Raw genomic sequence first — 22,297 nt, 5'->3', positions numbered from 1 at the left:
CCTCATCTGGCGCGGCGACGCCGCGCCTCCTTCGGATCGACCAGCAGCGACCGATAGACCTCCACCCGATCGCCGTCGCGCAGCGGATGGCCCGGCGGCACGCGATGGCCGAAGATGCCCAGCCGTTGCGGATCGACCAGCATCCCGTCTTCACCCAGATCCACCGCCGCGACCGCGTCGCCCGCGGTCGAACCGGCACCCAGCACCAGCCGCCTGCGCAGTGTGCGCCCAGGCAGCGCCAGTACCACCTCCACCGCGATCTCAGCCATACGTGCGCCGGGCCTCGCGACCAAAGTCGTCGACCATCTTGCTCGCCAGCGCCTGAAACCCGAGCTTGATGGCGGAAGCGCCCAGTCCCACGTACTCGAAGTCCAGCGCGAAGGCGATCTTGCAACCCGTGTCGCCCAGCGCGACGAACTCCCATAAACCGTTCAGGCTGCGGAACGGCCCTTCCACCAGACGCATGTGCAGCCGGTGCGGAGGTTCGGTCGCATTGCGGGTGGTGAAGCTCTGCCTGAGGCCGGCGTACTTCAGGTCCAGCCGCGCCACCAGCACGTCGCCCTCGCGCTCTATCACCTGCGCACCGGCACACCAGGCGAAGCGCTTTGGGTATGCTTCCACGTCGTTGACCAGATCGAACATTTGCGCCGGCGTGTAATTGACCAGGGCGCTTCGTCGGATTTCGATCACGGCTACCTCTTCCATCATTCGGGTGCGACGGCTTCCGGCGCACCGCAAAGGCGCAAGTCTAGCGGACATGGCAAAAGCGAAGGACAAGGACAAACACGCCGGCGGCACTATCGCGCTCAACAAGCGCGCCCGCCACGAGTACCACATCGACCAGCGCTACGAGGCAGGCATCGCGCTGCAGGGCTGGGAGTTGAAGGCGCTGCGTGCCGGGCGGATCAATTTCGGCGATGGTTACGCGGTCGTGCTAAAGGGCGAGATCTTCCTGGTGGGCACCTCGATCCCGCCGTTGATCAGCGCCTCGACCCACGTTATCGCCGAGGACCGGCGCACGCGCAAGCTGCTGCTCCACAAGCAGGAGATCGACCAGCTGATCGGCGCGGTCGAGCGCAAGGGCTACACGCTGGTGCCGATCGCAATGTACTGGAAAGGCAACAAGGTGAAGGTCGAGATCGGCCTGGCGCGCGGCAAACAGGCGCACGACAAGCGCGATGCCGAGAAGGAACGCGACTGGCAGCGCGAGAAGCAGCGCACCATGCGCGCCCACAACCGCGAGGCCTGAACGGGCCTGCATATGCGCATTGAAGCGCGCCGTGCCAGCCCCATATACTTGTTCGACTGACCAGCTCAGATCTTCCCCGGGGGTGTCCTGGCTTCGACGGGGGTAGTGAGATGGCTTGGTGCATGCCGAGGGGGCAGCTTTCCTCGTAAATCCAGCCGCAAACTCATAGTTGCCAACGACGACAACTACGCTCTGGCCGCTTAAGGCCTAGCCCCGAACCCACTTGTGCCTGTGCTCGTGGATGTAGGGTCATTATCACGGGATCGCCCGAAGCCGCCGCCTGTCGGCCAGGGTCAAATCAAGCAGGCTGGTCCTTCGATGCGCTTCGCACATCGTGCTGTCGCGGGACGAGATCCAACGGTGGGCTAAGCATGTAGTACCGGGCGTCAAGCGCCTTCGGACGCGGGTTCGACTCCCGCCACCTCCACCAATACGGCATCCACGCGATGCCAGACCAGCCGGCACCGATGCGCAAGCGCGGTGCCGGCTTTCTTCTGGGCGTTCTCAGGGATGCGCCAATGCGCGGCGCACGCTCTCGCCCAGGCTCGCGCTGTCGTAAGGCTTGCAAAGGATCGCGGCACGGGGCCGCCCTTTCCGGCTTTCCAGTTCGGTATCGCCGGTGGCGAAAACCAGCCCGATGCCCGGCTGCAGCTGGCGGGCGCGCTCGGCGAGCTCGGTGCCCGACATCCCGGGCAACCCCACGTCGGTCACCAGGACGTCGATAGACCGTTCGCGAAGCTGCACCAGCGCATCCGGGCCGTATTCCGCCTCCAGGACCTGGTAACCAAGCCCCCGCAGCATGTCGACGGCATCCATGCGGATGAGCACGTCGTCCTCGACCAGCAGGACGGTCAATGCGCTCGGGGCAGCCGGATCCCCGTCTCCGGGCCGGGACTCGCGCGCAGCCAGAGAGCCAACGTCGTAGCGGCCCTTGGTATCGGAGATGTGCGGATTGGACATGGATGCGAATCGTCGATGGTGCCCGGAGCGGGGGTCGAACCCGCATACCCGCGAGGGTGAGGGATTTTAAGTCCCTTGCGTCTACCAGTTTCGCCATCCGGGCATAAGGCAGGGATCGTAGCACCCGCCTGCCTTTGCGGGAGCGCGCTTGGCAAGGGGACGGCGAGCTGCCGGGAACGGCCTCCACAGGCGCGGCGCCTACGGCCTCGAAGCCCGCCAAACGAAAAGACCCGCCGGTGGCGGGCCTTTAACGTTCGCGCAATGGAGGCCAGGGTCGGAATCGAACCGGCGTACACGGCTTTGCAGGCCGCTGCATGACCACTCTGCCACCTGGCCATCGCGCACGGACCGCGTCGCCGCGGTCCGCCTAAAAAAACAAAACCCCGGTGGTCCGAGGTTTTGCGGAAACTGGAGCGGGAAACGAGACTCGAACTCGCGACCCCGACCTTGGCAAGGTCGTGCTCTACCAACTGAGCTATTCCCGCATCAGAGTCGGAAAGGATAGCAGAACGCGGCCGGATGTGAAGGCCTCCAGCGCTGTTCCTGCATGTTTCCAAGGCACGCCGCCGGAAACGGCGAAGCCCCGGCATGGCCGGGGCTTCGAAGGAACTTTGGAGCGGGAAACGAGACTCGAACTCGCGACCCCGACCTTGGCAAGGTCGTGCTCTACCAACTGAGCTATTCCCGCATCGGAGCCGCGCATTTTAGCGGCGAAAACGAACTCGTCAAGCCTCGTTGCGCCGGCCTGCACCCGGCTGCTTCGGCGGATCGCCGCGCAGCATCGGCCAGGCCGCGCGAAGGTAGTGCATGCCCGACCAGATGGTCAGTCCGCCGGCGATCACCAGCAGCCCTTCACCGATGTGGTAGAGCCGCAATGCCTCGGCTTCCTTCTCGTGCTGCACGATCAGCACCACCAGCGCGATCATCTGCATCACGGTCTTGAGCTTGCCGACGAACGCCACCTTCACCGTGGCGCGCATGCCGATCTCGGCCATCCATTCGCGTAGCGCCGAGATGCTGATCTCGCGGCCCACGATGACCGCGGCGGTCACCGCCATCAGGATGCCCGGCCAGCCGCCGCGATGCGATTCGACCAGCAGGAAAAGCGTCACCGCGACCATCAGCTTGTCGGCCACCGGATCCAGGAATGCCCCGAACGCCGAGGTCTGGTTGAGGCGGCGCGCCAGGTAGCCGTCCAGCCAGTCGGTGAAGGCGGCCAGCACGAAGACGATCGCGGCGGTGATGTTGTGCCCGCGGAACGGCAGGTAGAACACCAGCACCATTACCGGCAGCAGCGCCACGCGGAACAGGGTGAGCCAGGTGGGGAGGTTGATGCGCATCGTCCTTTCCGTTGGTGATCGTTACCAGTGTCTCACGGGAGATTGCGAGCTATCCGTGCAGGGCGGCGTAGATGCGCTCGGCCAGCCCGCGGTCGATGCCCTTGATAGAGGCCAGCTCTTCGACGCCCGCAGCCTCGACCCCGGCCAGGCCGCCGAATGCCTTCAGCAGCGCCGCGCGCCGGCGCGCACCGATGCCAGGCACCTCTTCCAGGATGCTGCGCTCGCGCGCCTTCTCGCGGCGTTTGCGATGCCCGCTGATTGCGAAGCGGTGGGCCTCGTCGCGTACGGCCGCGACCAGGTGCAATGCGGGCGAGCTGGGGCCGGGATGGATTTCGCGGCCGGAGTTGGCCAGCACAAGGGTTTCCTCGCCCGCCCGCCGGCCGGGCCCCTTGGCCACGCCCACCACCTCGATGCCGGCCACGCCCAGTTCGGCCAGCACGTCCAGCGCCTGCGCGACCTGTCCGCCGCCACCATCGATCAGCAGCACGTCCGGCTTGGCGCCCTCGCCCGCCGCGACCTTGCGGAAACGCCGGGTCAACGCCTGGTGCATCGCCGCGTAGTCGTCGCCCGGGGTGATGCCGGCGATGTTGAAGCGCCGATAGTGCGATTTCTCCGCACCTTCCGGGCCGAACACCACGCAGGAGGCGACAGTCGCCTCGCCCATGGTGTGGCTGATGTCGAAGCACTCGATGCGCCGCGGTGACCCGGGGAGCTCCAGCAGCTTCTGCAGGTCGTCGAAGCGCGCGCCCAGGGTCTGCCGGCTGGCCAGGCGCGAGGTCAGCGAGGCCTGCGCGTTGCGCTCGGCCATCTGCAGGAACCGCGCGCGCTCGCCGCGTACGCTGGATTTGATGTCCACCGCGTGGCGGGCCTGTTCGCACAGCACCTGCGCCAGCAGGGCCTGGTCGGGGATCGCCTCGCACAGGATGATCTCGCGCGGGACCGGCCGGTCCAGGTAGTACTGGGCAATGAACTGGGACAACACGTCGGCTGGCTCGGCATCCAGCGGCAGGCGCGGGAAGAAGTCGCGCGTGCCCAGGCTGATGCCGTTGCGGAAGAACAGCACGCTGACGCACGCCAGGCCGCCCTCGATCCGGCAGGCGATCACGTCCATGTCCGCGCTGGCGCCCTGCACGTGGTGTTGCGCCTGCAGCTTGCGCAAGGCGGCGACCTGGTCGCGCAAGGCGGCGGCGCGCTCGAAGTCGAGCCCGGCGGCCGCCTTCTCCATCGACGCGGCCAGCTCGTCGATCACCGCGCTGCTGCGCCCTTCCAGGAACATCTCGGCATGGCGCACGTCGTTGCGATAGTCCTCGACCGAAATCAGGCCCACGCAAGGCGCGCTGCATCGACCGATCTGGTACTGCAGGCATGGCCGCGAGCGGTTGCGGAAGTAGCTGTCCTCGCACTGGCGAACCTTGAACAGCTTCTGCATCAGGTTGAGGCTTTCGCGCACGGCGAAGGCGCTCGGGTACGGCCCGAAATAGCGGCCTGGCAGGTTCTTCGCCCCGCGGTGGAAGGCCAGGCGCGGGTAGTCCTCGCCGCCGGAAAGATAGATGTACGGATAGCTTTTGTCGTCGCGCAGCAGGATGTTGTAGCGCGGCTTGAGCGACTTGATCAGCTGCGATTCGAGCAGCAGCGCCTCCCCCTCGGTGCGGGTGACGGTGATCTCGCACCGCGCGATCTGCGACACCATCGCGTTGATGCGCGGCTCCATCCGCGGCTTGAGGAAGTAACTGCCGACGCGCTTCTTGAGGTTGCCCGCCTTGCCCACGTACAGGAGTTCGTCGTCGGCGTCGAAATAACGGTAGACGCCGGGCGAGGTGGTCAGGGTGTGGACGAAGGCCTTGCCGTCGAACGGCGGCGTCTGGGGCGACTGCATGTGGGCGATTCTAGCCGCTCCGGCAAGCGGCGCCGTGACCGGTGGCCGAACAGCCTGCCGCCCCGCGGCTTACGGCTGGGTGGCGAGCCAGCGCTCCGCACGCTCCACGTCCGCCTCGGTGTCGATGCCGGGCGGAAACGGCTCGGGCGTCAGCCGCACCGCGATCGGAAAGCCGTGTTCCAGCACCCGCAACTGTTCCAGCGACTCCGCCTGTTCCAGCGGCGTGCGCGAAAGGCCGGTGTAGCGGCCAAGGAAACCGGCGCGATAGGCGTAGATCCCGATGTGGCGCAGGAACGGCACGCTTCCGGGCAGCGTCCGGCGGTCGGCGGCGAACGCGTCGCGCGCCCAGGGCAACGGCGCCCGGCTGAAGTACAGCGCGCGCCCGTCGGCCCCGCGCACCAGCTTGACCACGTTGGGATCGAACAGCTCGTGCGCCTCCGTGATCGGCGTGGCGAGCGTGGCCATGGGCGCGTCGTCCCCGGCCAGCGCACGCGCGACTTCGCGGATGCCGGCCGCCGGCGCGAACGGCTCGTCACCTTGCAGGTTCACCACGATGGCGTTGGCCGGCCAGCCGTAGCGATCGGCGACTTCAGCCAGGCGATCGCTGCCGGATGCGTGGTCGGCGCGGGTCATGCAGACATCGACGCCCTGCCCGGCCAGCGCATCGGCGACGCGCGTGTCGTCCACCGCTACCACCACCTGGCCGGCCCCGGCCTGCAGTGCACGCTGCGCCACGCGCACGACCATTGGCAGGCCAGCGAGGGTGCGCAGCGGCTTGGCCGGCAAGCGGGTGGAGCCGTAGCGGGCCGGAATGGCGACGATGAAGGGCGGGACGGCAGGCATGGCATGGCCTCGGGGAAAGCGGGGAGCCTAGCATCGGGCCATGCCGGACGGCAGCGGGCGCATGTTCCGGCCGAGGCGTTGCGCCGTATCCAGGATCGGGCGAACCGGCCCCGTAGACACGCCGGGCGTGCTGGCCGCCGCTTTGCGGCCGCGCATCCGCGCGGGGCGCGCAGTCCGGCTTCACGCGAGAGAACGGATCATGACGCGCCCGGCTTCCGATGCGTCGCGCACAGTGCGCTCCCGCACGAGGCAAACCGGGACCTGAGACAGAGAGCCGGCTACGCTTCCGCCAGCGCGAATCCGCAGCCGTTGGCCAGCTCCATGAAGCCGGGAAAGGAGGTGGCCACGTTGCGGCAATCCTCGATGCGCACGCCGCCCGTGGCGACCAGACCGGCCACGGCAAAGCTCATGGCCACGCGATGGTCGCCATGGCCCTGGACCACACCCGCGCCCAGCGTTCCGCCGGTGATGGCTGCGCCGTCGGGCGTCTCCTCCACCCGCACGCCCAACGCACGCAGGCCGGCGGCCATGCTGGCGATGCGGTCGGACTCCTTCACGCGCAGCTCGGCCGCGCCTCGGATCACGGTGGTGCCCTGCGCCGCCGCGGCGGCCACGAACAGCGCCGGGAACTCGTCGATCATGTCCGGCACCAGTGCCGGCGGCAGCTCGATGCCGTGCAGCGGCGCGTGGCATACCCGGAGGTCGGCGACGGTTTCGCCGCCGCTTCGGCGCTGGTCCACCACCTCGATATCCGCGCCCATCAGCTTGAGCGCCAGCAGCAACCCCGTGCGACGCGTGTTCAGGCCTACCGCGCGCAGCAGCAGCTCCGAACCGGGCACCAGGCTCGCCGCGACCAGGAAGAACGCGGCGGAGGAAAAGTCCGCCGGCACCCGCACGTCGGTGGCCTGCAGCGCGTGTCCGCCAGTCAGGCTGGCCCGGCCCGGCGCGAAGCGGATCGGCCAGCCGAAGGCCGCCAGCATGCATTCGGTGTAGTCGCGGGTCGGGTGCGGCTCCAGGATCTCGGTTTCGCCCTCGGCGTACAGACCGGCCAGAAGCAGCGCGGACTTCACCTGTGCGCTGGCCACCGGGGATTCGTAGCGGATGCCGCGCAGGTGCCGGCCGCCGTGGATGTGCAGCGGCGGCAGGCCTTCGCGCGTGTCGATGCGCGCGCCCATCCACACCAGCGGCTCGGTGACGCGACGCATCGGTCGGCGCGACAGCGACTCGTCGCCCACCAGCGTGGCGTCGAACGCCTGCCCTGCCAGCAAACCGGTGAGCAAGCGCATGCCGGTGCCGGCATTGCCGCAGTCCAGCGGCCGGTCCGACCCGCGCAGGCCATGCAGGCCCACGCCATGTACCAGCCGCTCGCCCGGCGCGGGCGTCTCGATGGAGACACCCAACTGGGCGAGCACCGCGGCAGTGGCGCGCGTGTCCTCGCCTTCGAGGAAGCCGCTGATGCGCGAGGTACCTTCCGCCAGCGCGGCAAGCATCAATGCCCGGTGGGAGACGGACTTGTCGCCCGGAACCGTGATCGCGCCGCGCAGCGGTCCGCTTGGGCGGCTTACCCAGTCCAGGCGCCCGGCCGTGTGCTCGGCGCCGCTCACGGCAACGCCACCGGATAGGAGCCCAGCACGCGCACCCGCGTCGCCACCGGCCCCATGTCCTTCAAGGCTGCCTGCAACGGCGCGTCGTCGATATGCCCGGAAACGTCGATGAAAAAGGCGTACTGCCACTTGCCCGTGTGGGCCGGTCGCGATTCGATGCGGTTCATGCTCACGCCATGCATGGCGAACGGGCTCAGCACGTCGTAGAGCGCGCCCGGCTTGTCGTTGACGGTGATCAGCAGCGAGGTGCGGTCATTGCCCGAGGGCGGGAAGAGCGAGCGGCCGATCACCAGGAAGCGGGTGGTGTTGTCGGCGCGGTCCTCGATGCCTTCGGCGAGCGGCTTCAGGCCATAGACCTTGCCGGCGGTGTTGCCAGCGATGGCCGCCGCGTCGTCCGCGTGCCGCGCCAGTCGCGCAGCCTCGGCGTTGCTGCCGACCGCCACGCACTCGACCTCCGGCAGGTTGAGCCGCAACCAGGCCTTGCACTGCTGCAGCGACTGCGCGTGGGCGAATACGCGCCGGATGTGGCCCATTTCCGCGGCCTTCGACAGCAGGCACTGGTGCACCCGCAGTTCGATCTCGCCGCAGATGCGCGCCTCGGAGGTGAGGAACATGTCCAGCGTCACCTGGATCATGCCCTGCCCGGAGTTCTCCACCGGCACCACGCCGAAATCGGCATTCCCGGCGGCCACCTCCTGGAACACTTCCTCGATGCTGCCCAGCGGCAGGCCGTAGACGGCGTGGCCGAAGTGTTTGCGTACCGCCTGTTCGCTGAAGGTACCCTCCGGCCCGAGGAAGCCGACCTTGAGCGGGTCCTCCTGCGCCAGGCAGGAGGACATGATCTCGCGGAACAGCCGCACCATCTCGGTGTCCGACAGCGGCCCGTCGTTGCGGTCGACCACCATGCGCAGCACGTGCGCCTCGCGCTCGGGCCGGTAGTAGTCGATCGCCGACAACCCCTCGCCCTTGACCCGCGCGACCTCCCGCGCCCAGTTGGCGCGCTCGGAGATCAGCTCCTGGATCTGGCGGTCGATGCTGTCGATGCGATCGCGCACCTTGCCCAGCGATTCGGTGGATTCATTCATCCGGGATGTCCAGCGGTAAAGAAGTCCAAACGTTAACAGTTCAGCCGTGGCGACGCGCGAAATCACGCATGAACGCCACCAGCACCTCCACCGCCTCCAGCGGCACCGCGTTGTACAGCGACGCGCGCATCCCGCCAAGCGCCTTGTGGCCTTTCAGCGCGAGCAGTCCGGCAGCCTCCGATTCGGCCAGGAAGGCGGCATCGAGCGCGCCGTCGCGCAGGAAGAAAGGCACGTTCATGCGCGAGCGCGAAGCAGGGTCGACCGGATTGCGGTAGAAGCCGCCCGAGCTGTCGATCGTTCCGTACAGCAGCGCCGCCTTGGCACGGTTGCGCCCGGCCACTGCGGCCAGCCCACCCTGCCCCTTGAGCCACTGGAAGGTCAGCCCTGCCAGGTACCAGCCGAACGTGTTGGGCGTGTTGAGCATGGAGCCGGCCGCGGCATGCTCCGCGTAGCGGAAGATCCGCGCCATCGGTCGACCCGGCCGCGCAAGCAGGTCGCGACGGACGATCATCACCACGAGGCCTGATGGACCGATGTTCTTCTGCGCGCCGGCATAGATCAGGCCGAAGCGGCGCACGTCCAGCGGGCCGGACAGGATGTTGGAGGACATGTCCGCCACCAGCGGGACCTCGCCGGCCTCGGGCACGTCGTGGAACTCGACGCCATGGATGGTTTCGTTGGGCGTGTAGTGCACGTAGGCCGCCCGCGGATCCAGGCGCCACTCCCGGCGGGGCGGCAGGTGCAGGAAACCGTCGGCCTTGCTGCTGGCCACGACATTGACGCGCGCGTAGGGGGCGGCCTCGCTGGCGGCCTTCTCGCTCCAGTGTCCGCTTACGACGTAGTCGACCGTATCCGTCGGGCCGGCGAGGTTCATCGGGATCTGCGCGAAGTGCTGGGTCGCGCCGCCTTGCAGGAACAGCACCGCGTAGTCGCCGGGGATCTCCAGCAGTTCGCGCAGATCCGCCTCTGCCTGTTCTGCCATGGCGATGAATCGCTTTCCGCGGTGCGACTGCTCCATCACCGAGGCGCCGCTGCCCTGCCAGTCCAGCAGTTCGCGCTGCGCCTGCTCGAGCACTGCCCGGGGCAATGCCGCGGGCCCCGCACTGAAGTTCCAGACCCTGCTCACAGCACGCGTCCTCACGGGGAGAGTTGGGGAGAGCCCGCATTATGGCGCGGTGCAACATGGGGCCGTCAAATGGCTTTTCGCACGGCCACGCGTTTGGGTCAAAGCGGGCAAGTTCGCTAGTCTTGCCGCTTGCATTCCACCACGCCCGCAGCTCCCACATCGATGCTCGCCGCCCGTTTCCACCCCGCCATCGCCGCACTGCCCGCGGCGACCTGGGATGCGCTGCGCCCGGGCGCCAATCCGTTCGTCTCGCACGCCTTCCTGCACACGCTCGAGCGCACCGGCTGCATCCGCCCGGACTGGGGCTGGCAGCCGCACCACCTGGGGCTGTACGAGGGCGAGCGCCTGGTCGCCGCCGCGCCGCTGTACCTGAAGGGCAACTCGCACGGCGAGTTCGTGTTCGACTGGAGCTGGGCCAGCGCCTGGGAGCGCGCCGGCGGCGACTACTATCCTAAACTGCTCAATGCCGTGCCCTACTCGCCCGTGCCCGGTCCGCGCCTGCTCGCCGGTACGGATGAGCGCGCACCGCGGCTGCGGCAGGCGCTGGTGGAGGCGATACGCGCTGAAACCGACCGCCTGGGCCTGTCCTCCGCGCACGTCAACTTCCTGCCGGACGCGGAACTGGAGGCCTTCGGCGATGAATGGCTGGCGCGCTCGGACGTGCAGTTCCACTGGCACAACCGCGGCTACGGCGACTTCGACCAGTTCCTCGCCGCGCTCAAGCCCAGAAAGCGCAAGAACATCCGGCAGGAACGCGCGCGGGTACACGCCTGCGGCCTGGCGACAGGCATGCGCGGCGGCTCGAGCCTCGACGCGGATGCCTGGCGGCAGATCTACGCCCTCTATGCGGCCACCTTCGACGCCAAGGGCAACCACGCCGCGCTGACGCCTGCGTTCTTCGATGCCCTGGGCGGCATGGGCGATGCCGTGCAGGTGGCCTGCGCGGTGGATGGCGAGCGCATCGAGGCCATGGCCCTGTTCCTGCAAAGCGATACCACGCTCTACGGACGCTACTGGGGTGCCCGCGTGGACGTGCCGGGCCTGCATTTCGAGCTCTGCTATTACCGCGGCATCGAGCATGCGATCGCCCGCGGGCTCACCCGCTTCGAACCGGGCGCGCAGGGCGAGCACAAGCTGGCACGCGGCTTCGTGCCGGTAAGCACCCACTCGCGCCATTACCTTGCCCACCCGCAGTTCCGCCGTGCCGTGCGCGAGGCATTGATCCACGAGGCACAGGCGATGGACGAGTACGTCGCCGAGCTGGCCACGCACGCGCCCTATGCGGAGGCCTGCCGGTGATCCGCCTGCCGCTGCTCGACCCGGCCTCGCCGGAGCGCTTTCCCGATCCGCGCCAGGCCCTGGTCGAACCCAACGGGCTGCTGGCCTTCGGCGGCGATCTCTCGCCACGGCGGCTGCTGGCGGCCTACGAACGGGGCATCTTCCCGTGGTTCAACCCGGGCGAGCCGATCCTGTGGTGGTCGCCCGATCCGCGCTGCGTGTTCGACACCGCGACCCTCCACGCCAACCGCAGCCTGCGCCGTGCGCTGGCCGGCACGGACTGGCACGTCACCGTGGACGAGGCGTTCGTTCGCGTGATGCGTGCCTGCGCCGCGCCGCGACCGGGCCAGCACGGCACCTGGATCGGCCAGGCCATCATCGACGCCTATGCTGCGCTGCACACGCAGGGCCACGCGCACAGCGTGGAGGTATGGGAAGGCGACGCGCTGGTCGGCGGCGTCTATGGTGTGGGCGTGGGGCGGCTGTTCTGCGGCGAGTCGATGTTCAGCGCGCACAGCGGCGGCTCGAAACTGGCACTGATGGCACTGGCGGCCTTGCTGCGCGAATGGGGCTTTCCGCTCCTCGATGCGCAGGTCAGCAACCCGCACCTGCTGGGGCTGGGCGCCCGCGAGATCCCTCGCGACGCGTTCCTGCCCCAGGTGCGCACGCTCGTCGCGCAGCCATCCGACGCGTTGCGCTGGCGCACGGTGCCGACGCGACCGGCGACCGATTATCTCTAGGCCCGGGCCTGTTCCCGGGGCGATGTCGAGTCGGCCATGCCCAGCGCCTTGATCTCCGGGTAGTTGGCAAGGAAAAGCCCGACCAGGTGCGGATCGAGCTGGCTGCCGGCAGCCCCGCGCAGGTAGGCCATGACGTCCTCCTCCGGCCACGCCGGCTTGTAGACGCGCGGGAAACTCAACGCATCCCACACGTCCACGATGCTGAAGATGCGTGCGGCCAGCGGGATCTCCTCGCCGCGCAGCCCACGCGGATAGCCGCTGCCGTCCCAGCGCTCGTGGTGCGCATAGGGGATGTCCACCGCATCGCGCAGGAAGTCGACCTGCTCCATCAGGTCACGGCCGATCTCCGGATGCCGGCGCATGTGCGCCATCTCGGCCTCGTCGAGCTTGCCCGGCTTGATCAGGATGGCGTCCGGGATGGCGAGCTTGCCGATGTCGTGCAGCAGCGCGCCGAACTTCAGCGCCGGCAGCTCCCCGTCCTGCACGCCAGCCAGCCGCGCCAGGCCCAGTGCCATGCGCATCACGCGATCGGAATGGTCACCGGTTTCCTTGTGGCGGATGTCCATCGCGGAAACCAGCACGCGCAGGCTCTGTTCGTGGCCGCGCACCAGCTGGCTGTTGATCGCGGCCAGGCGCTTGAGATCCCGACCGATCATCCAGTACAGCATCAGGCCAGTCATCGAGACGAAGAACCAGCCTTTGGTGCTCTGCGCCCAGAGCCGCTGGGCCGGGTCGAGCACCAGTAACTCAAGCGCACGGTCGGAGAGCCAGATCCAGAGGGAAGCCAGCGCCACGTAACCGAATGCGATTCGGAACTGCGGGGTGATCGGCACGCCGTAACTCCAGACACCAAGGCATGGCGGCATTCTTTCGCGCCTGAGGAAGGCTGTCGACCGACTGTCGCGTAGCTGTACGGCCGGGCGTTAAACGCGTGATCCAGCGCACATTCCGGCAAAGATGGGACTGACCGGGAGGCGGCTTTCAGGCCGTCCGTGCCGCGTACTTGCGTGCCACGTAGTCGTCCAGGATGCCGACGAACTCCTCGGCGATGTTGTCGCCGCGCAGGGTCATCGCCTTTTCGCCGTCGATGAACACCGGCGCCGAGGGCGCTTCGCCGTTGCCCGGCAGCGAGATGCCGATGTTGGCGTGCTTGGACTCGCCCGGCCCGTTCACCACGCAGCCCATCACCGCCAGGGTGAGGTTCTCCACGCCGTCGTACATCACCCGCCACTCGGGCATCTTCGCCCGCACGTGACTTTGGACCGTCTTGGCCAGCTCCTGGAAGAACTCGCTGGTCGTGCGGCCGCACCCCGGACAGGCCGTCACCAGCGGCGTGAACGCGCGCAGGCCCATGGTCTGCAGCAGCTCCTGCGCGACGATCACCTCCTGCGTACGCGAGCCTCCGGGCTCGGGCGTCAGCGAGATGCGGATGGTGTCGCCGATGCCCTCCTGCAGCAGCACCGCCAGCGCCGCGGCGGAGGCGGTGATGCCCTTGGAACCCATGCCGGCCTCGGTCAGGCCCAGATGCAGTGCGTAGTCGCAGCGGACCGCCAGGTCGCGGTAGACCGCGATCAATTCCTGCACGCCGGAGACCTTGCACGAAAGGATGATGCGGTCGCGCGGCAGGCCGAGCTGCTCGGCGCGCGCGGCCGAATCGAGCGCGGAGCGGATCAGTGCCTCGCGCGCGACCATGCCGGCGTCCCACGGCTGCGCGCGTTGCGCGTTCTCGTCCATCAGCGTGGCGACCATGCCCTGGTCGAGCGAGCCCCAGTTCGCGCCGATGCGCACCGGCTTGCCGTACTGGATCGCCTTTTCGATGATCGAGGCGAACTGGCTGTCCTTCTTCTTGCCGAAGCCGACGTTGCCTGGATTGATCCGGTACTTGGCGAGCGCTTCGGCGCAGGCCGGCTCGGCTTCGAGCAACTGGTGGCCGTTGTAGTGGAAGTCGCCCACGATCGGCACGTCCACGCCCATCATGCCCAGCCGCTCGGCGATGCGCGGCACGGCCGCCGCGGCGGCCGGCGTGTTCACCGTGATGCGCACGACTTCCGAGCCCGCGCGCGCCAGCTCGGCGATCTGCTTCGCGGTGCTGGCCGGGTCCTCGGTGTCGGTGTTGGTCATCGACTGCACCACCACCGGAGCGCCACCACCCACCATCACCTTGCCCACGCGCACGCCTACGCTCGGGCGGCGCGTCGAGGGGCCGGCCGGGCGCGGCTGCTGGAAAACGGAATCGCTCATAGAAGTCGGACTTGGGGCTCGCGCCGCGCTTGCTGCGGCAATGCACAAGAATACCACCCACGAGGGACGCGCCCTGGCTCCCTCTCCGCTCCGGGGAGAGGGTTGGGGTGAGGGTTGGGGTGAGGTCCGGTGCTCGCGGGGGATGCCTTCATGACGTTGCCTTGGCTTCAGCCCACCACCCGCTCGGCCTCAGTCCCTCGCCGACGCGGCAATGGCGTTCATTCATAGCGCCGACACCGTCAAACACGACGCATGCCTCTCGCCTCGACTCCCGAGCGCCCGTGGCATAGCGGCTGCAGCTCCTCCAGGAGCACGAGACTCACCCGGCAAGGCGTGGTGGCACCTGGCTCTTATCTCACCCGGGGCTGAGCAGGCCGTTTCTTTTGGCTACCTTTCTTCACTCCGGGGCATCCTGCCCTTCGCCCTTCGGGCCAGCTTCGCCGTTCGCCCGCGCTCCCGGCGCGGGCGTGGGCCGGCAAAGAAAAGTGACCCGAGCGCCGACAGGCGATCGGAAGCCCGCCGCAGGGAGCCAGGTCGCGGGGAGGCCTCGCAAGGACGACAAACAAGCAACACGCTCACCGCAGACTCCCGCGAGCCCCGGCCCCTCACCCCAACCCTCTCCCCGGCGGGGAGAGGGAGCCAGAGGCACGCCCGCCGCACAAATGGGAGATGGCGCCACGGGCGCGTGCACCGCGCAAAGGAAAAACGCGGTCAGTGGAGGTGGTGACGCCGGGCCCACGCGCCGGCGAAGAGGCCCATGCCGAAGGCGACGTAGACCACCCCGATCGAGGTGCGGCTGATGTGCCGCTCGAAACCCGGCCGGAACCTGGTCGGCGTAACCGTGTAGTCGACCACGCAGGCCGCCGTCGCCACTGCCGCGGCACGGGCAGCCAGTACGCGCGGCGGCGCGGGCCGGCGCAGGCACCAGGCTTCGTAGACGCCCGCCCAGAGCAGCGAGCTGAAGTGATGGACCAGATAACCGACCACCGTGTAGCGCCAGCTCGGTCGGGTGTGGCGCTTCGCGCCCCGCCCCCACAGCCACTGGCTGGCCGCGTTGACACCGGCAAACGGCGCGCGCGCTTCGCATGCACTACACGCCGCCACCACCACGCTCGACAGCACCGCGGCGATGGTGCCGCTGAGGTTGGTGCGGGCGATCCATGAGGGTTTCAGGCGCGCGAGCGGCGTGGGCATGACGGAAGGCTCCGGGGGAGAAAGAGCGCGCATGCGCGTGCTTGTGCTGGGCGCCGATGGACTGATCGGCCGCGCCGTGTGCGATGCGCTGCAGGCCGCCGGCCATCGCCCCGTGCGCGGCATCCGGCACAGGCAGCGTAGCGGTGGCCCGGGTGTAGGCCACGTCGAAGTGGACTTCGCGCACGACACGCAACAGGCCGAATGGTTGCCGCGCCTGCAGGGCATCGATGCGGTGGTCAATGCCGTGGGCATCTTTGCCGAGCATGGCGCGCAGACGTTCAGGCGCATCCATACGCAGGCGCCGCGCGCGCTGTTCGCGGCCTGTCGCGAGGCGGGCATCACGCGCGTGGTGCAGGTGTCCGCGCTGGGCGCCGACGAGCACGCCACCAGCCGCTTTCACCGCAGCAAGCGCGCAGGCGACGCCGCGCTGCATGCCATGGTGCCGACCGGCACGTCGCTGCAGCCCTCACTGGTGTTCGGCCCGACCGGCGCCAGCAGCCGGATGCTGATGCTCCTCTCCTGGTTGCCGCTGGCAGTGCTGCCCGGCAGCGGGCAGCAGCGCGTCCAGCCGATCCACGTGGACGACGTGGCCGCACTGGCGGTCCGGCTGCTGGAGGACGACGAGCGACCACGCAGCCTGGCCGCAGTGGGCCCGCAACCGATCTCGCTGGCGCACTACCTGTCAGTGCTGCGCCATGCGCTCGGCGGCGGACGATTGCGCGTGCTCGGCATCCGCACCACCTGGCTGGCGCGGCTCGGGCGCCTCGGCGGGCACTGGGTGGACCGCGAGGCGCTGGCCATGCTGGACCGTGGAAACACGGCCGATTCCGCCCAGGCCACGCACTGGCTGGGTCATCCGCCACGGCCACCGCGCCTGTTCCTTTCGCGCGCCGAGGCGGCGGACATGCGCGTGCTGCTGGCCTGGCGCGCCTGGGCCCTGGTGGGACGCATCGCCGTCGCGCTGGTATGGCTGGTGACCGCGGTGCTGTCGATGGGCGCGTATCCGGTGGCTGGCAGCTTCGCGCTGCTGGCCGAGGTCGGCGTGCACGGCCCGATGGCGTCCACCGCGCTCTATGGCGGCGCGCTGCTCGACCTTGCCCTGGGCATCGCCACGCTGGCTTTGCACGGCCGCGCGCTGCGCCTGGCGTATCTGGCGCAGGTCGCGCTCATCCTTTCCTATACGGCGATCATTTCCTTCTTCCTGCCGGCGTTCTGGCTGCATCCGTTCGGACCGGTCCTGAAGAACCTGCCGATGCTGGCGCTGATCGGCGCGTTGTACGCCACCGAGCGGCGTCGATGGCCTACCTGATTGCCAAATGGCTGCACATACTTTCCTCCGCGGTGCTGTTCGGCACCGGCATCGGCACGGCGTTCTACCTGCTGGTGGTCAGCCTGCATCGCGATGCGCGCGTGGTGGCCGTGGTGGCTCGCCACGTCGTCATCGCCGACTGGTTGTTCACCGCGACGACCGTGGTGTTCCAGCCCGCGAGCGGCTTCTGGATGGTGCACTGGGCCAGGATCCCGTGGCGCAGCGGCTGGGTCGGCTGGTCGACGCTGTTGTATGCGCTGGCGGTGGCGTGCTGGTTGCCGGTGGTGGTCCTGCAGATCCGCATGCGCGACCTGGCGGCCGATGCGGCAGCGCGCGGGCAGCCGCTGCCACCGGCCTACTGGGGGGCCTTCCGGCTATGGGTAGCGCTCGGCATCCCGGCGTTCCTCGCCTTCGTGGCGTTGTTCTACCTGATGGCGGTCAAGCCGCCCTTGTAGAAGCGCACCGACACGGCGGTCGCGCACAAGTGCGCTCCTGCAGGGGCGCTTTTCGAGGGTCCTAAAGGGAACGCGTCCGGCGCAGGGCGGCCAGCACGAGGCGTCGCTGCAGGCGGTCGGCGACTCGCCGCGGAGTCGCCAGTTGCATGCGTTCGAGCGCCGCGTCCTCGCCGGACACCGGCTCGCCTGGTCGCAGGAAAGCCTTCGCAAGCCCGACACGCCCACGCCAGCTCGTGCCGTGCTCCTTCAGCCAGCCCAGCGCGGGCACGAGTTGCTGCTCGACGTCGCTGAGATCGCTGCCGAAGGGGAACGTCGGCAGCAACCGGGCACGCCTGAGCGGCGCCAGCGCCTGCTCCAGGCACTCCGGCCGGTGGCGCCGCCACGCCTCGGGGATGCGGAAACCCGGCGCGAGCTTGCCGTTCGCCTTGGCCTCGGCCGCCAGCGCGTCGAGAAAGCGCGCGTCGCAGATCGAGAGCATCGCCTCGATGCACTCGCTGTCGCTCTTGCCGCGCAGGTCGGCGGCGCCGTACTCGGTAACCACGACGTCGCGCAGGTGGCGCGGAATGGTGGTGTGGCCGTAGTTGAAGCGGATGTTGGTGCGCACCTCGCCCCCCTCGCGGCGGGTCGCGCGCAGCAGCAGGATCGAGCGGCCGTCATCCAGTTCGTGCGCCATCGCCACGAAGTTGTACTGACCTCCCACGCCGCTGACCACCTGGCCATCCTCCAGCCCATCGGACACCGCTCCGCCGAGCAGCGTGGCCATCATGCAGGTGTTGAAGAAGCGCGCCCCGCGGCGCTGCAGCGCCGCCAGCGGCTGGTGGTCGCCATACAACTGGTTGACGTTGGAGACCGGGCACATGTCGATCGCATCCGGATCGGCCGCCTCGGTGGCGTCGAGCCACTCGTACAGCTCGCGGCTGCCGAGGAAGAAGGCGCCGCGCAGGTAATGCCCGCCGGGCGTGGCCGGGTTGAGCCGTCCGGCGGCGGCGGCCTTCTCCAGCGCCAGGTTGTCCCAGCTGCGGCGCTTGAGGATGCCGGCACGCGCCAGGTGCATGAAACCGTCCATCACCATTTCGCTGGCGCCATAAATGCCGGCCTCGAACGGCTCCAGACCGCCGATGCGGCGGGCCAGCGCCAGGGTCGGGCTCTCGCCGTCGAGCGCGCGCAGGCCATCGCGCCAGGCGGCGTTGTCCTGCTGGCGCAGCAGCAGGCTGCGGACCAGCGCATCCGACAGCGCACCGATGCCGATCTGCAGGCAGCCGCCGTCCTTCACCAGCGCACTTGCATTGAGGCCGATCGCGTACTCGGCCACGCCCACCGCCGCGCGCGGCAGGGCGAACAGGCGCGGCGACTGCGGCGGGTCGAGCTCCATGTCGAAGAAATCGGCGGCGACCTCCGCATGCCCGCTGAGGTAGGGCAGGTCCGGATGCACCACTGCCACGCACAGCGGCCGCGGCTTGCCGGCCCGGGTGCACTGGGCCAGGAAGTCCAGCGTGAGGTCCGGGTTGCTGGAGAGGCTGTAGCGCACGCCTACCGGCGTTTCGCGCCGCGCCACCAGCTGTACCAGCAGGTTGACGTCCTGCGCGGCCAGGTCGCGCGCCACGTGGGTGTAGTTCTGGCTGATGTAGTCCCGTTGTGCCCGCGGCGCGTGCAGCAGCGCGCCGGACTGCAGGTAGAACTCGTGCACCGCCACGTTGGCGGGCAGCGCATGGCGCTGCTCGGCCAGGGCGTACTCGAGGTCCTCGTAGTCGGCGCCGAAGTGCCGCTCCAGGAATGGCGCGAGGAAGCGTTCTTCCAGCCCGGGCTTCGGTTGCGGCCGGGTCAGCGACAATGCGGTGTAGAGCCTCAGCGACCGGGCCGGGTCGGCCACGGTCAGCCGGTACAGTGCGTTGAGCAGGCCATGCGGCTTGCCCAGCCCCAGCGGCGCGGCGACGCACAGATGCGCCCCCAGCCGGTCGGCGATGAGCTGTGCGCAGGCGGCAGTGTCGTCGAGGCGCGGCGCGGGCGGCATGCGCGGATCATGGCAGAAGCCGGGCGAGGCGCGCATCCACGCGACGTTAGGGGCATGGACCTTGTCCTACACTCGCGGTCATGGCGACGATCCCGCTGATTCCCTCCGCGCCCAGCCGCTTCCTGGCCGAACAGGCCCTGAGCCGGGCTGCCGGCGCACCGCTGATCGGCGGCAACGCGATCGAACTGCTGATCGACGCCCAGGCCCATTTCGACGCCTGGCTTGCCGCGATCCGGGGCGCCCGCCGGCGCGTCCTGCTGGAGAACTACCTGATCAGCGACGATGCTGTGGGTCGAGCCTTCCGCGATGCCCTGGTCGAACGCGCCCGGGCCGGCGTGACGGTCGCGGTGGTGTGCGACTGGCTCGGCTGCCTGGGCCAGTCCGGCCATGCCTTCTGGCAGCCACTCCGTCGCGCGGGCGGCGAAGTGCGCGTATTCAACCCACCCCAGCTGGGCAAGCCGTTCGGCTGGGTCACCCGCGACCACCGCAAGCTGCTGGTGGTCGACGGCCACCTCGGCTTTCTCTCCGGCGTGTGCATCAGCGCGCGCTGGCTGGGCAATGCCGCGCGCGGCGTGCCGCCGTGGCGCGACACCGGCGTGACGTTGCACGGGCCGGCCGTGGGCGAACTGGAGCAGGCCTTCGCGCAGAGCTGGGCGAGCATGGGCAAACCCCTTTCGCTGCCCCCGCCGGAAGACCGGACCGCCGGCGAGATCGCCCTGCGCGTCATCGCCACCCAGCCTTCGACCGCGGGCATGTACCGGCTCGACCAGCAGGTCGCCGCGATGGCACGCCGCACGCTTTGGATCACCGACGCCTACTTCGTGGGCATGGCGCCATACGTGCAGGCGCTGGCATCGGCCGCGCGCGACGGCGTGGACGTCCGCCTGCTCGTGCCAGGCACCAGCGACATCCCGCTGGTCGCCGGCATGTCCCGCTCGGGCTACCGGCCGTTGCTCAAGGCCGGCATCCGCGTGTTCGAGTGGAACGGATCGATGCTGCACGCCAAGACCGCGGTGGCCGACGGCCAGTGGGCGCGCGTGGGCTCGTCCAACCTCAACATCGCCAGCTGGCTGGGCAACCGCGAAATCGACGTCGCGGTGGAGGACACCGGCTTCGCCGCGCAACTGGCCGACCAGTACGAACGCGACCTCACCAACGCCACCGAGATCGTGCTGGCGCCGCGCCGGCACCGGCCGCACCTAGCGCACGTCCGCAGCAGCACCGAACGCCCACCGCGGCCCAAACACCCCGGTGGCAGTACCAGCCGCGCCGCGGCCGGCGCGTTGCGCATCGCCAACACGGTCGGCGCGGTGCTGACCGATCGCCGCGTGCTCGGCGACACCGAGCGCGGCCCTCTACTGGTCGGCATCGTCGTGCTGACCGTGCTTGCATCGGTGGCGATCGCCTGGCCGAAAGCACTGAGCTGGCCGATCGCCGCCTTTTCGGTCTGGATCGCCTTCAACCTGGCGATCCGCCTGTGGCGGCTGCGCCGGCGCTGAATACGCGGAATTTGGCGCCCGCCGCCAACGTGAGGTTCTTCCTGCGTTTCCTCGCCCAAGCGCATGTTCAACAAGCGCTTCGTGCTAGGCTCGACGGTCCATGCGCACCCCCGACCGACCCGCGGCCCCGCCGCGCAGCATCCTCACCCCGAGCACCCTCAACCGGCTCGTGCGCGGGCTGCTGGAGGACGCGCTGCCGCTGGTGTGGATCGAGGGCGAGCTGTGCAACGTGTCGCGCCCGGCCTCCGGGCACCTCTACTTCACCCTGAAGGACGCCGGCGCCCAGGTGCGCGCGGCGATGTTCAAGCCCAAGAGCAGCTTCCTGCGCTTCAAGCCGGCCGACGGCATGCACGTGCTGGTGCGCGCGCGAGTCGGGCTGTACGAGCCGCGCGGCGAATACCAGCTGGTTGCCGAGCACATGGAGCTGGCAGGCGAAGGCGCGCTGCGCCGCGAGTTCGAGCTGCTGAAGGCGCGGCTCGAGGCCGAAGGCCTGTTCGAACCCTCCCGCAAGCGCGCCCTGCCCCGCTTCGCGCGACGCATCGGCGTGATCACCTCGGCCACCGGCGCGGCGATCCGCGACGTGCTGAGCGTATTGCGCCGGCGCTGGCCACTGGTCGAGGTGGAGGTGCTGCCGGTGCCGGTCCAGGGTCGCGAGGCACCGCCGGCGATCGTGGCGATGCTGCGCAAGGCCTCGGCCGCGCGCCGCCATGACGTGTTGTTGCTGACCCGCGGCGGCGGCTCGCTGGAAGACCTGATGGCCTTCAGCGACGAGGCCGTCGCCCGTGCCGTGCATGCCTGCGCGGTCCCGGTGGTGAGCGCGGTCGGGCACGAAATCGACTTTTCCATCGCCGATTTCGTCGCCGACCTGCGCGCGGCCACGCCCTCGGCGGCAGCCGAACTGCTGGTGCCGGACGCGCTGGCCTTGCGCCGGCACCTGGGCCAGCTGGCGCAACGCCTGCAACTGCTGCATGGCCGCCGACTGCAGGCGCAGACGCAGCGCATCGACCACCTGCTCGCCCGTCTCCAGGCACAGCGCCCGCAGGCACGCCTGGCGCGCGATCGCGAACGGCTCGTGCAACTGCACCGGCGCCTGCACGCGGCCTTGCGCGAACAGGCCCGCAACCGCGAAATCCGGCTCGACCGGCTGCGCGCGCGGCTGCTGGCACAGCACCCGCGCCAGCGCCTGCAGTTGCTGCAGCGGCGCCTGGCGGAGCGGGAGCGCTCGCTGCAGCAATGCATGGGCCATCGCCTGGAGCGGGCCCGCCTGACCCTTCGTCAGGCCGCGCGCGCGCTGCACGCGGTCAGCCCGCTGGCGACGCTGGAGCGCGGCTACGCGATCGTGTTCGACAGCGAAGGTCGCGTGTTGCGCGCGGCGAAAGATGCGCCGGCGGGCACCGTGGTGCACGCGCGGCTTGCCGACGGCGAACTGGCGGCCCGCGTCCTGCCCCCGGATACCGCGGGACCGTAGGCGCCCATTTGTGGGCGAT

Annotated in this window: 20 protein-coding genes, 4 tRNA genes and 1 other RNA gene; 8 read left to right on the top strand and 17 right to left on the bottom strand. The window is 69.3% G+C overall.

Annotated elements, in window-relative coordinates; translation table 11 throughout:
* Positions 1–2 precede the first annotated feature (2 nt).
* Positions 3–269: an RnfH family protein gene (locus LQ771_RS05745; RefSeq protein WP_231351404.1), complete on the bottom strand. Its 267-nt coding sequence runs from the start codon at positions 267–269 to the stop codon at positions 3–5.
* On the bottom strand, positions 262–690 hold the full coding sequence (locus tag LQ771_RS05740) for a type II toxin-antitoxin system RatA family toxin (protein ID WP_231351403.1): 429 nt from the start codon (positions 688–690) through the stop codon (positions 262–264). Before LQ771_RS05740 ends, LQ771_RS05745 begins: the two co-directional genes overlap by 8 nt.
* Positions 691–757: 67 nt before the next feature.
* On the opposite strand from LQ771_RS05740, the gene smpB reads away from it, so the two are divergent.
* Positions 758–1,249, top strand: coding sequence for an SsrA-binding protein SmpB (gene smpB / locus LQ771_RS05735; protein ID WP_091336452.1), 492 nt, complete (start codon positions 758–760; stop codon positions 1,247–1,249).
* 78 nt (positions 1,250–1,327) lie between these two features.
* Positions 1,328–1,679: a transfer-messenger RNA gene (gene ssrA, locus LQ771_RS05730) on the top strand.
* A 74-nt stretch (positions 1,680–1,753) separates the two neighbouring features.
* On the opposite strand, the gene LQ771_RS05725 is transcribed toward ssrA, so the two are convergent.
* The 11 genes from LQ771_RS05725 to serC all read right to left on the bottom strand — a co-directional run bounded on the left by LQ771_RS05725 (position 1,754) and on the right by serC (position 10,083).
* A complete protein-coding gene (locus LQ771_RS05725; protein WP_231351402.1) occupies positions 1,754–2,209 on the bottom strand; it encodes a response regulator in 456 nt (151 codons plus the stop codon).
* A gap of 16 nt (positions 2,210–2,225) precedes the next feature.
* Positions 2,226–2,312: transfer RNA gene (locus LQ771_RS05720), tRNA-Leu, on the bottom strand.
* Positions 2,313–2,471: 159 nt separating this feature from the next.
* Positions 2,472–2,545: transfer RNA gene (locus LQ771_RS05715), tRNA-Cys, on the bottom strand.
* Between the two features lie 73 nt (positions 2,546–2,618).
* Positions 2,619–2,694 (bottom strand) — tRNA-Gly (locus LQ771_RS05710).
* A 127-nt stretch (positions 2,695–2,821) separates the two neighbouring features.
* Positions 2,822–2,897: transfer RNA gene (locus LQ771_RS05705), tRNA-Gly, on the bottom strand.
* Between the two features lie 37 nt (positions 2,898–2,934).
* Positions 2,935–3,549 carry a CDP-diacylglycerol--glycerol-3-phosphate 3-phosphatidyltransferase gene (pgsA, locus tag LQ771_RS05700; RefSeq protein WP_231351401.1) on the bottom strand — a complete coding sequence of 205 codons (615 nt, stop codon included), beginning with the start codon at positions 3,547–3,549 and terminating at the stop codon, positions 2,935–2,937.
* A 49-nt stretch (positions 3,550–3,598) separates the two neighbouring features.
* The gene (gene uvrC, locus LQ771_RS05695) at positions 3,599–5,425 is read right to left on the bottom strand and encodes an excinuclease ABC subunit UvrC (protein ID WP_231351400.1); all 1,827 of its coding nucleotides are present in this window, start codon (positions 5,423–5,425) and stop codon (positions 3,599–3,601) included.
* Between the two features lie 69 nt (positions 5,426–5,494).
* Complete coding sequence (gene kdsB / locus LQ771_RS05690) at positions 5,495–6,268, bottom strand: 3-deoxy-manno-octulosonate cytidylyltransferase (protein ID WP_231351399.1); 774 nt, start codon at positions 6,266–6,268, stop codon at positions 5,495–5,497.
* Positions 6,269–6,546: 278 nt separating this feature from the next.
* The gene (gene aroA, locus LQ771_RS05685; RefSeq protein ID WP_231351398.1) at positions 6,547–7,872 is read right to left on the bottom strand and encodes a 3-phosphoshikimate 1-carboxyvinyltransferase; all 1,326 of its coding nucleotides are present in this window, start codon (positions 7,870–7,872) and stop codon (positions 6,547–6,549) included.
* Positions 7,869–8,957, bottom strand: coding sequence for a prephenate dehydratase (gene pheA / locus LQ771_RS05680; RefSeq protein WP_231351397.1), 1,089 nt, complete (start codon positions 8,955–8,957; stop codon positions 7,869–7,871). Before pheA ends, aroA begins: the two co-directional genes overlap by 4 nt.
* 40 nt (positions 8,958–8,997) lie before the next feature.
* The gene (gene serC, locus LQ771_RS05675; protein ID WP_231351396.1) at positions 8,998–10,083 is read right to left on the bottom strand and encodes a 3-phosphoserine/phosphohydroxythreonine transaminase; all 1,086 of its coding nucleotides are present in this window, start codon (positions 10,081–10,083) and stop codon (positions 8,998–9,000) included.
* A gap of 162 nt (positions 10,084–10,245) precedes the next feature.
* Between serC and LQ771_RS05670 the strand changes: the two genes are divergently transcribed.
* A complete protein-coding gene (locus LQ771_RS05670) occupies positions 10,246–11,382 on the top strand; it encodes a GNAT family N-acetyltransferase (RefSeq protein ID WP_231351395.1) in 1,137 nt (378 codons plus the stop codon).
* The gene (aat, locus tag LQ771_RS05665; protein WP_231351394.1) at positions 11,379–12,101 is read left to right on the top strand and encodes a leucyl/phenylalanyl-tRNA--protein transferase; all 723 of its coding nucleotides are present in this window, start codon (positions 11,379–11,381) and stop codon (positions 12,099–12,101) included. Before LQ771_RS05670 ends, aat begins: the two co-directional genes overlap by 4 nt.
* On the opposite strand, the gene LQ771_RS05660 is transcribed toward aat, so the two are convergent.
* The 3 genes from LQ771_RS05660 to LQ771_RS05650 form a co-directional block, all read right to left on the bottom strand.
* Entirely contained in the window at positions 12,098–12,934 is an 837-nt protein-coding gene (locus tag LQ771_RS05660) for an HD-GYP domain-containing protein (RefSeq protein ID WP_231351393.1), read from the bottom strand. The genes aat and LQ771_RS05660 overlap by 4 nt on opposite strands.
* Positions 12,935–13,082: 148 nt before the next feature.
* Positions 13,083–14,342: a flavodoxin-dependent (E)-4-hydroxy-3-methylbut-2-enyl-diphosphate synthase gene (ispG, locus tag LQ771_RS05655; RefSeq protein WP_231351392.1), complete on the bottom strand. Its 1,260-nt coding sequence runs from the start codon at positions 14,340–14,342 to the stop codon at positions 13,083–13,085.
* A 711-nt stretch (positions 14,343–15,053) separates the two neighbouring features.
* Complete coding sequence (locus LQ771_RS05650) at positions 15,054–15,536, bottom strand: hypothetical protein (protein WP_231351391.1); 483 nt, start codon at positions 15,534–15,536, stop codon at positions 15,054–15,056.
* Positions 15,537–15,567: 31 nt separating this feature from the next.
* On the opposite strand from LQ771_RS05650, the gene LQ771_RS05645 reads away from it, so the two are divergent.
* On the top strand, positions 15,568–16,845 hold the full coding sequence (locus LQ771_RS05645; RefSeq protein WP_231351390.1) for an SDR family oxidoreductase: 1,278 nt from the start codon (positions 15,568–15,570) through the stop codon (positions 16,843–16,845).
* Entirely contained in the window at positions 16,833–17,300 is a 468-nt protein-coding gene (locus LQ771_RS05640; protein ID WP_231351389.1) for a DUF2269 family protein, read from the top strand. Before LQ771_RS05645 ends, LQ771_RS05640 begins: the two co-directional genes overlap by 13 nt.
* A gap of 61 nt (positions 17,301–17,361) precedes the next feature.
* Here the strand turns inward: LQ771_RS05640 and LQ771_RS05635 are convergent, their stop codons facing one another.
* Positions 17,362–19,311, bottom strand: coding sequence for an acetyl-CoA hydrolase/transferase C-terminal domain-containing protein (locus LQ771_RS05635; protein ID WP_231351388.1), 1,950 nt, complete (start codon positions 19,309–19,311; stop codon positions 17,362–17,364).
* An 80-nt stretch (positions 19,312–19,391) separates the two neighbouring features.
* Between LQ771_RS05635 and LQ771_RS05630 the strand changes: the two genes are divergently transcribed.
* Both LQ771_RS05630 and xseA read left to right on the top strand, forming a co-directional pair.
* Positions 19,392–20,810 carry a phospholipase D-like domain-containing protein gene (locus tag LQ771_RS05630; RefSeq protein ID WP_231351387.1) on the top strand — a complete coding sequence of 473 codons (1,419 nt, stop codon included), beginning with the start codon at positions 19,392–19,394 and terminating at the stop codon, positions 20,808–20,810.
* A 100-nt stretch (positions 20,811–20,910) separates the two neighbouring features.
* Entirely contained in the window at positions 20,911–22,278 is a 1,368-nt protein-coding gene (gene xseA, locus LQ771_RS05625) for an exodeoxyribonuclease VII large subunit (protein WP_231351386.1), read from the top strand.
* Positions 22,279–22,297 lie beyond the last annotated feature (19 nt).

Origin of the sequence: Frateuria soli (assembly GCF_021117385.1) — a bacterium.
Classification (GTDB): Bacteria; Pseudomonadota; Gammaproteobacteria; order Xanthomonadales; family Rhodanobacteraceae; genus Frateuria_A; species Frateuria_A soli.
This window is presented reverse-complemented; position numbering and strand designations above follow the sequence as displayed.